Genomic DNA, 16,713 nt, shown 5'->3' on the forward strand with positions numbered 1-16,713 from the left:
TTTATTCGGCGGGAGCCATTGGACCAAGTCCGCCATCTTTGCTCGTGCCAATCAATTCATCCTCGTCGATTGTCACTTCTCCGCTATAGGTCTCACCGATCTGGCGGAATGGCTTGCCGCCCCAGGTCCAGCGGAAGATCCGACCAATCTCGACACCGACTGCATAAAGGGCAGGGACCATCAACAGTGAGACAAAAAGCGCGAACGCAACAGCTGCGCCCAATGACACAACCATCGGTTTGAGGAATTGTGCCTGAACGGATTTTTCTGCAATCAGCGGCAGGATGCCGACAAAGGTGGTGACGGAAGTCAACAGGATGGGCCGGAAGCGGGATACGCCCCCATCGACCAGCGCCTGAACGGCACCTGCGCCTTCATCCCGCCGTCGATTCACATAATCGATCAGGACGAGATTGTCGTTGATCACGACCCCTGCGGCTGCAGCAATGCCGAAGAATGAGAACATGGCCATCGGTGTATCAAATATCCAGAGCCCGAAGACTGCTCCGCAATAAGCAAAGGGCAGGGCCATCATCAACAGCAGTGGCTGGGCGTAAGAACGGAACGCCACTGCCAACAAGATGTACATCGCGCCGATGGCAATCAGGATCAATCGACCAACTTCTTCCATGAACTTCTGTTCTTCTTCGATGCCGCCTGCCACGCCGCGCTCGACATCCGGGAAGGTCTTCTCGAAGTCTGGCCAGAAATTTTCGTCCATTGAGGCCATGATCTGGTTTCGCCCACCGTCGCCCAGCACTTCAGAATACACTGAGACTGACCGGGTGCGATTGCGACGAATGATGCGGTTGATCCCTGGTGCATAGTCAAAGTTTGCGACCTGGGTGACCGGAATCTCGCGGCCATCAGAAGTGCGTACTCGGAGAGAATTCAGGCTGTCCAGATTTTCCNNGGGCCGATTCCGGCAAACGGACCATGACGCGGACATCTTCGCCATCTCTGGGCAGGCGTTGGGCTTCTTCGCCATAATATGCCTGCCGGACCTGGTTGGTGACGCTGGCCAGCGTGATGCCGAGCGTTTCCGCGCCCGGTTTCAGCGAGATACGAATCTCTTCAGCGGCTGAGGAGAGGTTGTCTCCAATATCGTAGGCGTTGGCATAAGTTGCCAGATGTTCTTTAACTGCGGCAGCCGCTTCACGCAGACGGTCCAGGTCCTGATGGTTGAGGGCAAAGCGCACGCCGCTCTGTTCATCATTGAAGGTGAAATCGAAATTGATTTCTTCAGCATCCTGAATATCACCGACATTCAGGCGTAATTGTTCGGCTATATCCTTGGACCGCAATCCGACAGGCCGGTCTTCGGGTGGCAAGACCCCAATCCAGGCATTGACGCGCGTCCCGGACGCAACGACAGCGGCATCCTTGATCAGGCCACCCTCTATATTCGGATATTGTTTGATCGATTCCGCCATCGTAACGTCGATACCGGCTTGCAGCTGGTCGCGGATCTGTTCGAGGCGGGTGTATGGCGTACCGTCTGGCATATCGATTTCGACCCGAACAAGGTCTGCTTCGATTTCCGGCATGAATTTGAAGGGTACGATGCCCATACCTGTGATCCGTGTTGCCAGGAAGTACAGGCAGAAGAAGAGCATGACGGTCGCATAGCGATAGCGGATCGCCAGTTCGAGGAAGGGTTTGTAGAGGTTGTTGGCAAACCAGAGCAGGCTGTCTGCAATCGAGTGCTGCAGCTTGAGCAATTTGCCAGACGGACCGTCGAAGGACTGGCGCTTCATATGTGACAGATGGCTCGGCAGGATCAGCATGCACTCGATGATCGAGAAGATCAGGGCGGCGACCACGACGAACGTGATCTGCTGGGTAAACATTCGGGTCGGGCCGCTAATGAATGCCCATGGCAGGAAGGCGATGATCGTGGTCAGAACGCCGAACACGACCGGTTTCAGCACGAGTTGCGTGCCGACAATAGCAGCGTCCAGGCCTTCGCGTCGCCCGCTTTCGATCTCTCGGTGAATATTCTCGCCGACAACGATGGCGTCATCAACGATCACCCCGATCACCAGCAGGACAGCGAAGGTGGAGAGGATGTTCCAGGAAACGCCAAAATAGGGGAGGAGCAAGATCCCGCCGGCAAAGGCGGTGATGATTCCGATCGTGACCCATAGGGCCACAGTCGGACGCAGGAACAATAGCAGGACCAACATGACAAGAACGGCCCCGGTCAATGCAGATTGCTGGATCAAATCCATACGGGCATTGAAAGCCACGGAATCGTCAAACAGGATGTCGATCTTCACGGCTTCCGGGAGGATACCGTTGGAAGGGTCATTGGCGCGGTCCACATATGCCTTGATGTCGTCAGTATATTCGACAATGTGCATCGTGTTCGGCTGGGGAACCTGCACGAAGACGGTTGGCTCGTTATTGTATGTGGCCTTGAACTTGTCTGTTGCGAAGCCGTCATCGATCGTGGCGACGTCGGCCACGCGGATAGTGCCCTGTTCGGTCGATTGGCGGATGATGATGTTACCAAATTGATCCGCTGTGTCGGCCAATTGCCGAGCCGTGATGGCAACGTCGCCGGTTGAAGATTCAATTCGGCCGCCTGACGAGTTCAGCGAGGATTGACGAATAGCACTGGCCACATCACTGAAGCTCAGCCCGTAGCGACGCAATTGTTCTTCCGATACTTCGATGTTGACTTGTTCGTCGATAACGCCGCCCAGCTGCGCCAGCTCACCCCCGGTAATGTTCGCAATGTCATCACGAACCCGGTCGCCGACGCGCCGCAGCGTGCGTGCGTCCACATTGCCGTGGACGGACAGGCCAATATAGTTGTTGCGCTGTTCCCAGCGTGTCACCTGCGGCTGGAACGCCGCTTGGGGCATATTGTTGATCTGATCGACGCGAATCTTCACATCATCCAGAAACTTGTCCATGTCGACATCGTCGCGACCCTTGATGTTGACGACACCGAGGCCTTCATTCGCGATCGAGGTGATCCGGTCGAGGCCGTCAATGTCTGCGACAGCCTCTTCAATCCGTGTAACGATCTGGTCTTCGACATCCTGTGGCGAAGCGCCATTCCAGGTAACCGATACCGAGGCACCCGTGATATTCACCACGGGGAACATTTCCTGTTCCATCTTGGTGTAGCCGAAGACACCGCCCGTGAAGGCGACGATCATCAGAAGGTTTGCGGCGACGGCGTTACGGGCGAACCAGGCGACAATCCCGCTCATTGGGCTGCTCCATCACCTGTGGTCGACGCAATTGCTGCAGGCTCGCCGGTGCTGGATGATTCCTCGGTCCGCTTGGGCTCGTAAACCTTGATGGAACCATCTTCCATCCGTTGCATGACGGTGATGCTCATACCTTCGAAAGGGGCCTGGATCGGGCTGGTGATGGCCAGTTCACCGGGCTCGACGCCCGAGGCAAGATAGGCTCCATCAGGATCGGAGTAGATCAGCTTCACCTGGCGGATCGCCAGCTTGCCTTCGTCCGGCAGGCCGACAAACAGGCGATCATTTCCGCGCAGAGCGCCGCGTGGTGCGATCAGCACGTTTTCGACTGTTTCCCCCTGAATGATGGCGGTCACGAAAAGGCCGGGTGCCATGGGTGCGTCGCCATCGGCGCCAGCGCCGTAAGGATCCTGAAGCTCGGCTATGACATTGATCTGGCGGGTTTGAGAATTCACAGCAGCGGCTGTCCGGACGACCTGTCCGTGCCATTCGCGCTCAACGCCGCCAACCGTGGCGCGGAAGGTCACATCCGGACCTGGCTGCGCCTCGCTGGAACTGAAGGCGAGGGGAAGACCCAGACGTCCCATTTCGGCGTCCTTGAGCGGTAGGGCGACTTCAACAACATCATTGGCAAAGATCTGACCAAGTGATTGGCCGACAGAGACGACTTGACCAATATCGACATTGCGTTCGCGCACGCGGCCGGCAAAAGGTGCGTAGACGGCCGTTCGGTCAAGCGCCAATTGGGCGTCTTTCAGTTGGGCTCTGGCGGATTCCAGCGCGGCTCGGGCGCCCGCCAGCTGAGGTTCGCGGCGGGCGAGGGGAGAGGCATCGGAAATACCGAGGTCCTCGATGTCCTGCCGCGCCAGATCGGCTTCGGCCTCTTCGAGGGCAAGGGCCTGCTGGGCGCTGGCCACGGTAGACTGGGCGCGTACAACTGCCAGTTCATAGTCAGCCGCCTCGACACGGACGAGCAGCTGACCCTTATTGATGAAGCCGCCATCGATGAAGTCAGGAGACACGTAGGAAATCCGGCCGGAAATTTGCGGAGCCACGATGATCTCGCGCCGCGGTTTTACCTCGCCTTGCGATTCCACGACGAGCGTCAGGTCGCCCTGACGAACGGGTTCTGCAAATACATTCAGGCCGGCGCGGGCTTCCTCGGCCTTTTCAGGTTTGGGTTTGATCGCAGACAGAGCGACCACGCCGCCGATACCAACCACGGCGAGGATCCCGATCGGAATCAAAACTGAAATGAGGCGTCCCATGACTTATTCTCCTGCCGCTATTCTGCGGCGCTTTCTTGCGGGGCTTGAACGGTGGTCGAGGCAGTCTGTACGGGCAGGCCGCCCCCAAGGGCTAGATGGTAGGAAATCCGGTTCGAAGCACGCGATGCGCGCGCGGAAACCAACTGGCTCTCAGAAGTGAGACGCCGGGTCTGAGCATCGATCAGATTGAACACGGTGATCGTACCACTTGTGTACTGGCGCTCGGCCAGTTCTTCGGCAAGGCGAGCCTCTTCCAAGGCGCGCAATTGCGCATCCTCTTGCAGGGCGAGATACGTGTCGGCTGCGATAGCGTCCTCGACTTCTCCCCACGCCGTCAGCGCAATGCCAGCATAGCTCGCAATCGCTGATTCTGCTTGCGCCACAGCGGCATCACGCTGGGCGTCTAGGCGTCCACCCGTGAACAGCGGCTGGATCAGGCTTGCTACGAGCCGGGCGGCGATCCGCTCTGGATCAACCATGTCGGCAAATTCGGACTCGCTGGTAGAGATAGAGCCGGTGAGGCGCAGGGCGGGCAGCATGGCGAGGCGCGCTTGTTCCGCGCGCAGGCCTGCGGCTACGATACTCGCTTCGGCGCTGGCCACATCCGGGCGACGCGATAGCAGCAGCATTGGATTGCCTTCTACGACCAGCGTTTCCAGCACGGGCAATTCAGCCGTGGCTTCGATTTCGGTTGCGGGATAGCGGCCCAGCAGGATTTCCAGTCGACGTGCAGCCTCACCTGATTGCTGACGGCGTTGCGCAATACTGGCTTCTGCGCCAGCAAGTGCGCTGCGTGCGGTGCGCACATCCAATGCTTGGGCCAGTCCGCGCTGGAATCGGCGCTCTGTCAGAATGCGAACCCGGTCGCGTGCTTCGTAAGTCAGTACCGCCACGCGCTCCTGCGCCAGGGCAGCGTTCAGATTGATCCAGGCGATGGCAGTTTGAGCGGCAACAGACAGCTCGGCGGCGGCAAAGTCGGCTTCGCTTGCGGCAAGGTCTGCTTCTGCGGCGGCAATACCACGTCCGAGCCGATTCCAAAGATCGGCTTCCCAACTCGCATCAAGGCCCAGACCGTAAATGCCGTCCGTCGCTCGATCAAGATCACCGCCAACTTCAAAGGAATTGGATGTGACTCCAGCGCTGATGGAGCTGTCAATACTGACGGAACGCTGAGAACGGGCCGTGCGGATTGACGCAGCAGCTGCCCGGACAAGTGCGGCGCGTGATTCAAGCGTGGGGCTATTGGCCAATGCCTCCCGCACCAGACTTTCCATGACCGGATCGCTGAACTGGCTTAGCCAGTCGCCAGTGGTCGCCTGACCAGCAACTCCCGAAGCCGCCCAATCCACCGGAGCATCAGGCGCGATTGCAAAAATTTCCTCGCGATTTCCATCAATGCCGGGCAAATTTGCCTGTGATGTTGCGCAGGCCGCAAGAATTGCCGGGGCTAGTAGTAGAATTGATCGTGTCATGCCGTCGGCAACGCTCCCTTTTCCAGACGTCGGATACGCCCGCTCTAGTCGACTGTCAATGATAAATTATCGTTTTTCAATAATTACATTTAGTTGCACAAATGCCGCTTGTGGTTGTGATACGTCGTGAAGGGCTTGGCAGATGTCTGGTTGCGTATTAGCGGCTTCGAGACCTGAAGTCTTTGAGTAGTTAGTTAACAGGAGCATGAATGAGCGAAGGCATGTCAGCCGACGCAAAACAGTCCGCTCGAAGCGCCCTTTCGCGGCGCGCGAGAGACTTCATCACGCTTGTTTGCTGCTTCGGTTTTATCCTGCTTTTGATGTGGATTACAGGCGCAATTGGCCTGATTGAGGCGATTGCAGCCCTGCTGGTGACCATGTCCGTCGCCACAGCCATCTTCGTCGGAACCGCCACTATCCTTCCCATCAGTCCGCGGCTCTCGGTTGAGCCAGCGCTCGTTCAGCCGAATATTCAGGAATCGGCCATTCTTCTGGATGCTCTTCCGTTGCCTGCTTTCGAGATTGATGACGAGCAACGCATTGTCACGATGAACGAAGAGGCGGAGTTCATTCTGCGGCTTGATGGGCGTGTAAACCCCCGCGCCAGTACCGTCATCCGGTCGCCGGGGCTGCTTTCTGCGATCGAGAATGCGATTCAGACTGGCACGGTCGAGCCGATGGCTGTGGAGGTCGAGAGCGGGCCAGACGAAACGTGGCGGGCGCATGTATCGCGACCCGGCCGGGCAAGACGTACGCTCGTCGTTCTGGAAGACCTCACCCCTCTTCGCCGCGCCGCGCGGGCGCGATCAGACTTTCTGGCTAATGCGAGCCATGAATTGCGCACGCCGCTGACTGCGCTGTCGGGCTTTATCGAGACGATGCGGGGCCCTGCCAAGGATGACAAGGATTCCTGGGACCGATTTCTGGCCATCATGGCCGGTGAGACCGAGCGCATGTCGCGATTGATCGCGGATTTGCTGTCCCTGTCGCGGATCGAGTCTTCTGAACATGTATCGCCGCGCGAACGCGAGGAATTTCGGGACATTGTCTCCGATGCCACACATGCTTTCAGCGCCATCGCGGCGGAGAAGGGGGTACGGCTGGTGGTTCAGTCGGATGATGGGCCCATGCCGGTGATCGCCCACCGCGACGAGATGATTCAGGTCGCGGAGAATCTCGTTTCAAACGCCCTGAAGTATTCAAAGGAAGGCGGACAGGTAACCCTGAGCTTTGGTATGGCCTCCGGTATGGCCGAAGCACGCTTGAAAGCGGGGCAGACCTGGGCCAGCAGCGAGCGCATGACCTTGTTGCCCGCGTCAAGCCGGCCAGGCACGCAGGAGCGCGCCATCTGGATGCGCGTAGAAGATCAGGGACCGGGGATCGAGCGTGAACACTTGCCGCGTTTGGGCGAACGCTTTTACCGCGCCGATCAGAGCCGGGGGGGCAAGATCACCGGCACAGGGCTCGGCCTGGCCATTGTGAAGCATATCATGGCCCATCATCGCGGCGGATTCTCGGTAGAGACGCGCATTGGCGAGGGGACGGCTTTCGGAGTCTGGTTGCCTGCTGCCCGCGAGGAGGGTTTGTCCGACTAGTCGCGTGCGCGGCGCGCTGCATCAAACCAGTCGGTCACCATATTGCCTGGCAAGGCGTGCAGATCATGCAACCAGTTTGGCAGATTCTGCAGGGCACCTGCAGTGTCTTCCCAGCGACGCAAATTTACGTCAGCGGCAATCTGAAACGCATCGCGCAATTTGTCTTCGGTCATCGGAGTCGCCATGCCTTTGGGCGCCATGACCGACATGCTTTTCTGAGTGGCAATCAGGGTTTCGAGCGTCGCAGCTGTCATGGACAGGCCCGCGCGCCACGGAGTTAGCCAGAGTTCGAGCATTGCATTACCTCACATTCTTACAACAGACATAGGGCTTAATGCTGCGCTGCACAACAAATCCCGTGCCATTGCGTATTTCATGCCCTGTTTCCGCCACAGCGGAATGCGACTAGGATTCCTGCAATGCCTGCCGATACGCTCCCGCCGAATTTCGTGCCATCCCCCGCCCGGGGCAGGGTGTTGGTATTCGATTCCGGCATGGGTGGTTTGACCGTTGTGGAAGAAATACGCGCCTTGGGACCGGCGCTAGGTATCCATTACTCTGCTGACTCTGCCTTTTTCCCCTATGGTGAGAAGTCCGATGAAGCCTTGCAGGCGCGTTTGCCGGCCGTTGCCAAGGCGCTGTGCGATAAAGTCAAGCCGGATGTCTTTGTGATTGCCTGCAACACAGCGTCGACTCTGGCTCTGCAGGACGTGCGGGCTGCTCTGGATATTCCGGTTGTTGGAACAGTACCGGCTATCAAGCCAGCGGCTCAATTGACCCAGACCGGCACTATCGGTTTGCTGGCAACCCCCGGAACGGTGCGGCGCGCCTATACGGCTGAACTCATTTCCAATTTTGCGCGAGATGTGGACGTTGTGATGCATGGCAGTATCGAACTGGTGAAACTCGCAGAGGCGCATGCGCGCGGCGAGGATCTGCCGATCAATGCCTTCGAGGCAGCCCAGAAGCCTATGTTCGACGCTCCGGGTGGGGACCGGATCGATACGGTCGTATTGGCGTGCACGCATTTCCCGCTCGTGCGGGCACAATTGGTGGCCAGTGCCCCGCGGCCTGTCAGCTATATTGACTCAGGAGCGGCGATCGCGCGCCAGACCATCCGTGTGCTTCCGCCAGAGACTGAAGCGCAGGGAATTGGGGGCCATGCGTGGCTGACCTCGTTGCCTGAAGACGTGCCAGATCTGGCGCTCGTCCTCAGGCGGTACGGGTTTCCTAACGTTCAGCGTGTGCCGGACGCGCCGATCGAGATCACTTCTGCGCCGACCGCATTGTAGAGACTCGGCCAAGGGGCGTCATGAACGCGGGCGACCAGAGTTTCCCCGAAGCCATTGAAGCGACTGGACATGGCCCGGCCGTAGGCGCCCAGGTTTCCGAATTCCAGATAGTCACCTTCTTCGAGTCCGGCAGGCAGCCAAACTTTGGCAGGGAACTTGTCGGTAGAATCGCAAGTCGGACCGTACACGGTGTACTCAACAAGTCGGCCAAGCGTGCGTCCATTGCTTGGCAGGGCCCGCATCGGGAACGACCAGCGCTCGTGAACTGCATCATAGAGGGCGCCATAAGAACCGTCATTGATGTAGATCGCGTCATCCTTCACCAACTCAATACGGGCAAGCAGGCTTTCCGACTCGGCAACCAGCGCGCGGCCGGGCTCACACCACAACTCGGCGTTTTCAAGAACGAACATGTTCTCGAAGGCCTGCTCAACCATCGCCGCATAGTCTTCCAGAGATGGCGGAGGATTGTCCGCATAGATCGAAGGGAAGCCACCGCCGACATCCACGATATCAACCGTGACCGAAGCCGCGATGATGATGCGGGACNNCATCGGCCATAGCCGTCCACCAGGCGGTAGGCTTCATCGCCTGGCTGCCGACATGGAAGGATACGCCCAGTTCGTCCGCATAATGGCGGGCTTCACGCAGGATCTCGGTCGCGTCTTCTGCGCTGGCACCGAATTTACCTGCCAGCGGCAGAGCGGCGCCGTCACAGGATACAGCGATCCGTACAATGATCGTAAGGTCCTTGGCGTAGCCGGTTTCCTCGAGGATCTTGTGCAGTTCCTGCATCGTGTCGGTGACAAAAATTCGTACACCAAACTCGTGATAAGCGCGCTGGATGGCGCGGCGGTTCTTCACAGGGTGCAGGAAGGCCATGCGGGCGCCCGGGAATTTGCGATGGATCAGTTCGATCTCTGGCAGCGATGCCGTATCGAAACTGCGTACGCCAGCTTCCCAGAGGGCTTCGAGCACATGCTCGCCCGGGTTCGCCTTCACGGCATAGAATGGCTCGCCAGGGAACTTTTCCTTGAACCATTTTGCGGCTGCAGTGACCCGCTCAGGGCGGAAACACCATACCGGCAGATCAGGCTGCGCATCGGCAACAATATTATAGGGGGTAGCATAGGAGTGCATGACACCTAACCTCCAAAGGGCTTTTAACCAGCTTTGGGCGTTAGTACAGGGGGCCCCCAGTTTAAGGGTTGGCCCAGATGTCCGCCACATCGATTTCGAGGGGCGATGTAGGGGACTCTTTTCGGGCATGCAAGCAAAAATTTCGGGCAACCTGATATTTTTGTCACCCACACATCACATTGAACGGGTAGGGACCTTGCTTTATGGGCATCAGGCCGGGTGCCAACGCCCCTCAGCCAGATGTCGTTCGCCGGAGCCATGATCGCATGACAGCCAGAATTGGCCGTATTCTTTTCCCCCTCGTTCTTTTGTTCTCGGCTGCGTGCGGCCGGACTGACCTGTCTGATCTGGACACGGGGGACACCATCCCGCCGCCACCTGTCAGCGCAGACGGCACACACAAAATTCGCATAGTCGGTTCCTCCACCGTCGCGCCGTTTGCAACAACCGTTGCCGAGCGTTTCGGGGCGACCACGCGTTATCCGACCCCCATAGTGGAAACCACAGGGACGGGCGGGGGGTTCAAGACATTCTGCCAGAAAATCGGACCGGATCGTCCGTCGATCTCGGACGCCTCACGCATGATCACTGAAAGCGAACAGGCGCTGTGTGCCGAAAATGGCATAACCGAAATAACGGCCTTGTCGGTCGGGTTCGATGGGATTGTGCTGGCCAATGCTCGTCAGGCTCCGACGCTCGACCTGACGAAGGAGGAAGTGTTCCTCGCGCTTGCGGCTCACATTCCGGATGGGCAGGGCGGTTTCCGACCCAATCCCTACAAGAACTGGTCCGAAATCAACCCCGACTTGCCTGACGAGCCAATCATGGTGCTTGGCCCGCCGCCTACATCTGGCACGCGGGATGCCTTCACCGAACTCGGCATGGAGCAAGGCGCGCTTGCCTTGCCGGAATTGGTGGCGTTGAAGCAGGCTGACCCGGCAGCATTCCTGCTGCGCACGCATACGATCCGTACCGATGGTGCGTGGATCGACCTTGGTGAAAATGATACGGCAATCATCCAGTCGCTGATCAAGACACCAACGGCTGTGGGCGTGTTGGGCTATTCTTTTCTCGAGCAGAATGGAGATCGCGTGAAGGCGGCGCATCTGGATGGCGTACCGGTGACCTTCGAGGCCATCGCGTCAGGCGAGTATGGCTTGTCGCGCAGCATGTACATCTATGTGAAGAACCAGAATATCCCGCTCGTACCGGGCCTGACCGAATTCGTTCAGGAATTTGTATCAGACCGCGCCATGGGGCCGGATGGCTATCTGCTCGAAAAGGGCCTGATCCCGTTACCGGATGAATTACGCATTGCCGAGCAGGAGGTGGCCCGACAACTCGAGACAAGGGTTGCCCGCGAATAGCTATAGGCTGGGCAAGGTTGGCTTCTTCCGGCGGCGCAGCCTGATCTTTTGCCAGAACCGCTTGCGGGCGGGGGCTGGCAGCGGCTGCAAATTCTCGATGAAGGCTTCGGCGCAAGCGCGCCAGCTATAGGTCTCGGCATAGGCGCGGCACGTGGCGCGGCTGAGCGAGAGACAGGCGACAGCNNCCTTCGGCAAGATTGCCGCCAGCAGGTGTAATCGTCCCGGCATCGGAGCCCGGGATAACATCGCGCGGACCGGTCGCATCATAGGCCGCAACCGGTGTGCCGGACGCCATGGCTTCCAGAACAACAAGTCCGAATGTGTCCGTCATGCTCGGAAAGACAAAGACATCTGCGCCAGCATAGCAGGTCGCGAGTTCTTCATTGAACTTTGCGCCCAGGAAGACGACGTCTTTATAGCGCTTCTGCAATTCCTCGCGCTGAGGGCCATCGCCAATGATCACTTTCGTGCCCGGCAAGTCCAGTTCGGCAAAGGCTTCGATGTTTTTTTCCACGGCGACGCGGCCGACATTCAGGAAAATCGGGCGTGGCAGGCCTTCAAACGGGTCGCCCGGCTGACCTTCCTCGATGCGGCGCTCCGGGGTGAACATGTTGGTGTCCACGCCCCGGCTCCAGGCGACGAGATTGATGAAGCGCTGAGCCTCCAGCTCCTTCACCATGGAGGGGGTCGGTACCATGACCTTTCCGGAATATTTGTGGAACCAGCGCACAAAGGAGTATCCAGCCCGGGTGGGGACCGGTAGCCGCGCTGAAACATATTCCGGAAATCGTGTATGATAGGCGGTCGAAAAGGGGTGTTTGACCATGAGGCACATGGCGCGCCCGGCCATGCCGAGGGTGCCTTCGGTGGCGATATGGATAGCGTCAGGCTCGAATTCGTGGAACCGATCTTCAATCCTGCGCCGGGCGAACAGGGCCAGCTTGATTTCCGGATAGGTTGGCAGTGGCATGGTTCGAAACCCCTGGCCGGGATGAACAATCTCCCAGACATGGCCCATAGCCCCGGTTTCCTCGATCACGCGCTTCATTGTGCGCACGACGCCATTAACCTGAGGATCCCAGGCGTCCGTAACGAGCATGATGCGCATGAGCGCTCCTTCAACAGCCTCAGCCAGTCCCGCGCCAATGTGGCCGTGTTGGTGCACTGCGTAAAGAGGCCGGTATGCGTTGAACTTCTCTCGCATCGGGTCATGTGAAAAGATATAGATAATTCGGAATTGGTGCATATCGGGGCAGGACTAACCCGTTTTCACCACATTCAGGCTGATAATTGCTCCTACGCCTACAGGCTCACACTTACCGGACCAGTACCCATATGGCTGACACGCTCGCGCTTGAAAAAATTGACTGGCATGCACTCGACCAGATTAAGTTTGCGGATGAGGAGGCCTTGCTGGAGGATCTGCTCAAACAGACACCACTATCCGATGACTTGCGCCAGGCAACCATGCGTCGAGCGCTGGAACTGGTCGAGACCGCCCGTGCGCGTGGCCGCGATAAGGGCATGATGGAAAGCTTCCTTGAGGAGTTTGGTCTGTCGAATGCAGAAGGTCTGGCCTTGATGTGTCTGGCCGAGGCGCTGCTGAGGGTGCCGGACGCCGAAACGCGCGATGAGTTGATTGCAGAGAAAATCCGCTCCGGCGACTGGAGCGCGCATCAAGGACAGTCCGAATCCTGGCTGGTAAATGCCTCCACCTGGGGGTTGATGCTGACCGGGCAAGTAATTGGTGTGCCTGCAAGCCTGAAGAAAGGACCCGCGAAGTTTATTCAGGGCCTGATCCGCGAAAGTGGTGAACCGGTCATCCGCGCTGCCATGATGCAGGCCATGCGCATCATGGGTGAACAGTTTGTTCTCGGACGGACCGTGAAGGATGCCCAGAAGCGGGGACGCAGAATGGTCAAAGCAGGGGATGCAGCGCATTTCAGCTTCGACATGCTCGGGGAAGGGGCCCGCACCGCCGAAGATGCCGCGCGTTACCTGAAAGCTTATCAGCACGCGATTGATGGCGTTGCCACCGAAAAGGATAAATCCACCGCGCCGGAACAAGGTAATGGCGTGTCGGTAAAAATGTCTGCGCTTCACCCGCGCTACGAAGCGGTAAACCGAGCGCGGATCATGGATGAAATGTATCCGTCCGTGCTGGAGCTATGTGAACGCGCAGCGAAAGCCAATATCAACCTCTGTCTTGATGCGGAGGAAGCTGACCGGCTGGTGCTCAGCTTGCAGATTCTTGATCGGCTCGCGCGGGAACCTTCGCTGAGGAACTGGAACGGGCTGGGGCTGGCTGTTCAAGCTTACCAGAAGCGCGCAGGTGACGTGATCGAGCGGCTGAAAGATCTCGCCGAGCAGACAGACCATCGTTTCATGGTGCGGCTCGTGAAGGGCGCATACTGGGACAGCGAAATCAAGCATGCCCACGTCGAGGGCTATCCGAACTTCCCGGTCTTCACCACAAAGGCCGGGACCGACTTCAACTATCTGGCCTGCGCACGCAAGATGCTGGAAGCCAAGGATGCCATCTACCCGCAATTTGCCACGCACAATGCGCACTCGGTTGCCGCGATCGAGATGCTCGCCGATGAGATTGGGAACTCGACATTCGAGTTCCAGCGCTTGCATGGTATGGGAGAGGCGCTCTATGGGGCTGCCGGTCTAGGCCGCCGTGTAAGGGTCTATGCACCTGTCGGTGCGCACAAAGACTTGCTTCCATATCTGGTGCGACGCCTGCTGGAGAATGGCGCGAATACAAGCTTTGTCCACTCCTTCCTTGATCCGGACGTGCCTCCTGAACAGGTTGTGGCGGATCCCATCGTCAAGGTGGAGGTCGGTCCCCGACGTCACCCGCGCATCCCGACGCCGCCACGGCTGTATGGCGCTGAGCGTCGCAACTCCACCGGTCTCGACCTCAGCCAGCGCAGTGTGCGCGATGAGATGGCCGCCGCGATCAAGAGTTTCCGGGACAGCCCTTCGATTGCGGCTGGACCTATCGTGTCTGGCAAAGCGGTCACAGGTGGTGGAGAGATGATCCGCGTGCCGTTTGATACCGAGACCGTTCTTGGCAGCTGCCGGGAAGCGCAGGATGACGATATCGACCGGGCACTGACGGCGGCGACCCGGTTTCAGCCCGGCTGGGATGGGCTCGGCGGCGCGGAGCGAGCGAAACATCTGCGTGCCATGGGCGACGCGCTTGAGGAAAATGCCGAACGGCTGATCGCGCTGATGGCTCGCGAAGCCGGCAAGACGTTGGCGGATGGTATTGCGGAAGTCCGGGAAGCAGTCGATTTTTGTCGCTACTACGCCATGCAGGCGGAAGCGGAATTCACGACACTGCAGAAATTACCCGGGCCGACTGGCGAAACCAATCACATCTCCCTGCACGGCCGCGGTGTATTTTGTTGCATCAGTCCATGGAACTTCCCGCTGGCTATTTTCACGGGTCAAGTTTCCGCGGCATTGGCTGCGGGTAACACGGTGGTGGCAAAGCCGGCAGAACAGACGCCCCTGATTGCGTTCGAGGCGGTGAAACTGTTCCAGAAGGTCGGGTTGCCAGGTGACGCCTTGCATCTATTGCCGGGCGGGGGAGAATCGGTTGGCGCCAAGCTGATCGGCGACCTTCGTGTATCCGGCGTATGCTTCACCGGCGGGACGACGACAGCCCGGATCATCAACAAGACACTGGCGGACCGCGACGGTCCGATTACACCGCTGATCGCCGAAACAGGCGGTTTGAACAGCATGTTCGTCGATACAACGGCGCTGAGAGAGCAAGTCATAGATGATGTTATTGACTCCGCCTTTGGGTCAGCGGGCCAGCGTTGTTCCGCGCTTCGGATCGTGTTCCTGCCGAACGAGACTGCAGACCATCTGATCGAAGGCTTGATCGGTGCGATGGACGAGCTCAACATCGGTGACCCCGGTCAGCCAAACACCGATTTGGGTCCCGTGATCGATGCAGAGTCCCGCGCTTCCCTTCAGGCCTATGTCCAGATGATGAAGGACGAGGCTAAGGTGTTGCACCAATTGTCGCCCGGCCGGATCGGCGAAACGGGCTATGGGTTTGGTCCAGCGCTGATTGAGCTGAGTTCCATCGACCAGATAACTGAGGAGAAGTTCGGCCCGATCCTTCATGTACTGCGGTACGATCCGGATGACATTGCTGAAGTTGGCGCAATGATGAGAGGCAAGGGATACGGACTGACACTGGGCGTTCATTCGCGGCTTGAAAGCTTTCAGCAGGAGGTGCGCGACGCCTATCCTGTTGGCAATACGTATGTGAACCGGTCAATGACGGGGGCTGTTGTGGGTGTACAGCCCTTTGGGGGAGACGGCTTGTCTGGCACCGGCCCGAAGGCCGGTGGTCCGCACTACTTGCATCGTTTTGCGACTGAGCGCACCCTGACGGTGAACATTACGGCACAGGGCGGGGACGCTGAGTTGCTCAGCTTATAATGGAGTTTTGCATGAAGAGACTTGCCTTGGTTGCGTTGGCGGGGGCGCTATTGCTGACGGTTGGCTGCCAGAAACAGGTTCGGGATTTGTCGGACGTGAGTGAAACGTCAGGTGAGGTTGACGAGGCAGGTGGAGAAGACACCTCGATTGATGTTGCGACTATTGCTTCGGTAGACGAACTTCCCCGCGAAATCATCGTCGATGATGAGTTTCTCAAGGCTGAGGTCACAATTGATGAGGCCGTGTTCTCCAAGGCGCCAGCCATTGGCATGGATCTGGTAGAGAATGCACAAATCCGGATCGAGGCGATGTCGGAAGACGCCCAAGCCTACAAAGCGGCAGACCCGGATTACTTCCGTGCCTATGGCCTACGGATCAATTGGGATATCGTAGCTGAGAGTGGAAATGTTGTGAGCCTCGAAGGCTTCCATTATACGTTCACTGGCGGCGCACATGGAAATTACTTCACCGCTGGACGGCTCTATAACGGAGCGACTGGCGAACCGATGCGGCTCAGCAGTTTTCTGCGTGAACCGCAGGCTGCCATTCAGACGCACATGAATGAAGTATGGACGGAAATAGCCCGGCAAAAAGTCAAGAAGAGCGGAAATGTGTCAGACCTTGAGCGCTTCAGGAGTGAGGCGATGGAGCTGGTTAGCGCTGACATGGTTCTCGCGGGGGAAGTGAACTTCGTGCCATCGACTCTGCCCGGCAGGTTCGGCGGGTATGCAGTTCACTTTGCCCCCTATGACATCGGCTCATATGCGGAAGGAGCCTATCATGTCACAATTCCTCAATCAGTGTTCCGTGAGTCCGTGAAGCAGCAATATGTATCTTTGTTCGATGGAGAACCTGCCGCCGTTGAACGATTGGGCGAGTAGCGCG

General features: G+C 58.3%; 12 protein-coding genes and 1 pseudogene. 5 read left to right on the forward strand and 8 right to left on the reverse strand.

Features of this window, described 5'->3' with window-relative positions:
• Position 1: 1 nt before the first annotated feature.
• From B2P82_RS16040 to B2P82_RS16055, 4 genes are read right to left on the reverse strand one after another with little or no spacing between them, the layout of a single operon-like run.
• On the reverse strand, positions 2–958 hold the full coding sequence (locus B2P82_RS16040; protein ID WP_349679757.1) for an efflux RND transporter permease subunit: 957 nt from the start codon (positions 956–958) through the stop codon (positions 2–4).
• Positions 867–3,224, reverse strand: coding sequence for an efflux RND transporter permease subunit (locus B2P82_RS16045; protein WP_290498022.1), 2,358 nt, complete (start codon positions 3,222–3,224; stop codon positions 867–869). The genes B2P82_RS16040 and B2P82_RS16045 overlap by 92 nt, the downstream gene beginning before the upstream one ends.
• Complete coding sequence (locus B2P82_RS16050) at positions 3,221–4,492, reverse strand: efflux RND transporter periplasmic adaptor subunit (RefSeq protein ID WP_290498023.1); 1,272 nt, start codon at positions 4,490–4,492, stop codon at positions 3,221–3,223. The genes B2P82_RS16045 and B2P82_RS16050 overlap by 4 nt, the downstream gene beginning before the upstream one ends.
• 17 nt (positions 4,493–4,509) lie before the next feature.
• Positions 4,510–5,964 carry an efflux transporter outer membrane subunit gene (locus B2P82_RS16055; protein WP_290498025.1) on the reverse strand — a complete coding sequence of 485 codons (1,455 nt, stop codon included), beginning with the start codon at positions 5,962–5,964 and terminating at the stop codon, positions 4,510–4,512.
• 209 nt (positions 5,965–6,173) lie between these two features.
• Here B2P82_RS16055 and B2P82_RS16060 point away from each other — a divergent pair, with 209 nt between their 5' ends.
• On the forward strand, positions 6,174–7,559 hold the full coding sequence (locus tag B2P82_RS16060) for a sensor histidine kinase (protein ID WP_290498026.1): 1,386 nt from the start codon (positions 6,174–6,176) through the stop codon (positions 7,557–7,559).
• Here the strand turns inward: B2P82_RS16060 and B2P82_RS16065 are convergent.
• A complete protein-coding gene (locus tag B2P82_RS16065; protein WP_034816515.1) occupies positions 7,556–7,855 on the reverse strand; it encodes a hypothetical protein in 300 nt (99 codons plus the stop codon). The two genes, B2P82_RS16060 and B2P82_RS16065, sit on opposite strands and share 4 nt — an antisense overlap.
• Before the next feature lie 123 nt (positions 7,856–7,978).
• On the opposite strand from B2P82_RS16065, the gene murI reads away from it, so the two are divergent.
• Positions 7,979–8,851 (forward strand): glutamate racemase, encoded by an 873-nt coding sequence (murI, locus tag B2P82_RS16070; protein ID WP_206992195.1) that lies wholly within the window; start codon positions 7,979–7,981, stop codon positions 8,849–8,851.
• On the opposite strand, the gene B2P82_RS16075 is transcribed toward murI, so the two are convergent.
• The gene (locus B2P82_RS16075; RefSeq protein WP_290498028.1) at positions 8,797–9,405 is read right to left on the reverse strand and encodes a type III PLP-dependent enzyme domain-containing protein; all 609 of its coding nucleotides are present in this window, start codon (positions 9,403–9,405) and stop codon (positions 8,797–8,799) included. The two genes, murI and B2P82_RS16075, sit on opposite strands and share 55 nt — an antisense overlap.
• Positions 9,365–10,120 (reverse strand): type III PLP-dependent enzyme domain-containing protein, encoded by a 756-nt coding sequence (locus B2P82_RS16080; RefSeq protein ID WP_422653702.1) that lies wholly within the window; start codon positions 10,118–10,120, stop codon positions 9,365–9,367. The genes B2P82_RS16075 and B2P82_RS16080 overlap by 41 nt, the downstream gene beginning before the upstream one ends.
• Before the next feature lie 137 nt (positions 10,121–10,257).
• Here B2P82_RS16080 and B2P82_RS16085 point away from each other — a divergent pair, with 137 nt between their 5' ends.
• A complete protein-coding gene (locus B2P82_RS16085) occupies positions 10,258–11,358 on the forward strand; it encodes a substrate-binding domain-containing protein (protein WP_290498032.1) in 1,101 nt (366 codons plus the stop codon).
• On the opposite strand, the pseudogene B2P82_RS16090 reads toward B2P82_RS16085, so the two are convergent.
• A pseudogene (locus B2P82_RS16090) lies at positions 11,359–12,466 on the reverse strand (glycosyltransferase family 4 protein).
• 227 nt (positions 12,467–12,693) lie between these two features.
• Here B2P82_RS16090 and putA point away from each other — a divergent pair.
• Complete coding sequence (gene putA, locus B2P82_RS16095; protein WP_290498035.1) at positions 12,694–15,828, forward strand: bifunctional proline dehydrogenase/L-glutamate gamma-semialdehyde dehydrogenase PutA; 3,135 nt, start codon at positions 12,694–12,696, stop codon at positions 15,826–15,828.
• Positions 15,829–15,839: 11 nt separating this feature from the next.
• Complete coding sequence (locus tag B2P82_RS16100) at positions 15,840–16,709, forward strand: PdaC/RsiV family protein (protein WP_290498037.1); 870 nt, start codon at positions 15,840–15,842, stop codon at positions 16,707–16,709.
• The last annotated feature ends 4 nt before the right edge of the window (positions 16,710–16,713 follow it).

Origin of the sequence: Hyphomonas sp. UBA4494, from assembly GCF_002388935.1 — a bacterium.
GTDB lineage: Bacteria > Pseudomonadota > Alphaproteobacteria > Caulobacterales > Hyphomonadaceae > Hyphomonas.

Excerpts from the sequence above, each read along its gene's own strand:
- B2P82_RS16050 (WP_290498023.1), bottom strand. The coding sequence starts at position 4,492 with ATGGGACGCCTCATTTCAGTTTTGATTCCGATCGGGATCCTCGCCGTG.
- B2P82_RS16100 (WP_290498037.1), top strand. The coding sequence starts at position 15,840 with ATGAAGAGACTTGCCTTGGTTGCGTTGGCGGGGGCGCTATTGCTGACG.
- B2P82_RS16055 (WP_290498025.1), bottom strand. The coding sequence starts at position 5,964 with ATGACACGATCAATTCTACTACTAGCCCCGGCAATTCTTGCGGCCTGC.
- putA (WP_290498035.1), top strand. The coding sequence starts at position 12,694 with ATGGCTGACACGCTCGCGCTTGAAAAAATTGACTGGCATGCACTCGAC.
- B2P82_RS16065 (WP_034816515.1), bottom strand. The coding sequence starts at position 7,855 with ATGCTCGAACTCTGGCTAACTCCGTGGCGCGCGGGCCTGTCCATGACA.
- B2P82_RS16060 (WP_290498026.1), top strand. The coding sequence starts at position 6,174 with ATGAGCGAAGGCATGTCAGCCGACGCAAAACAGTCCGCTCGAAGCGCC.
- murI (WP_206992195.1), top strand. The coding sequence starts at position 7,979 with ATGCCTGCCGATACGCTCCCGCCGAATTTCGTGCCATCCCCCGCCCGG.
- B2P82_RS16085 (WP_290498032.1), top strand. The coding sequence starts at position 10,258 with ATGACAGCCAGAATTGGCCGTATTCTTTTCCCCCTCGTTCTTTTGTTC.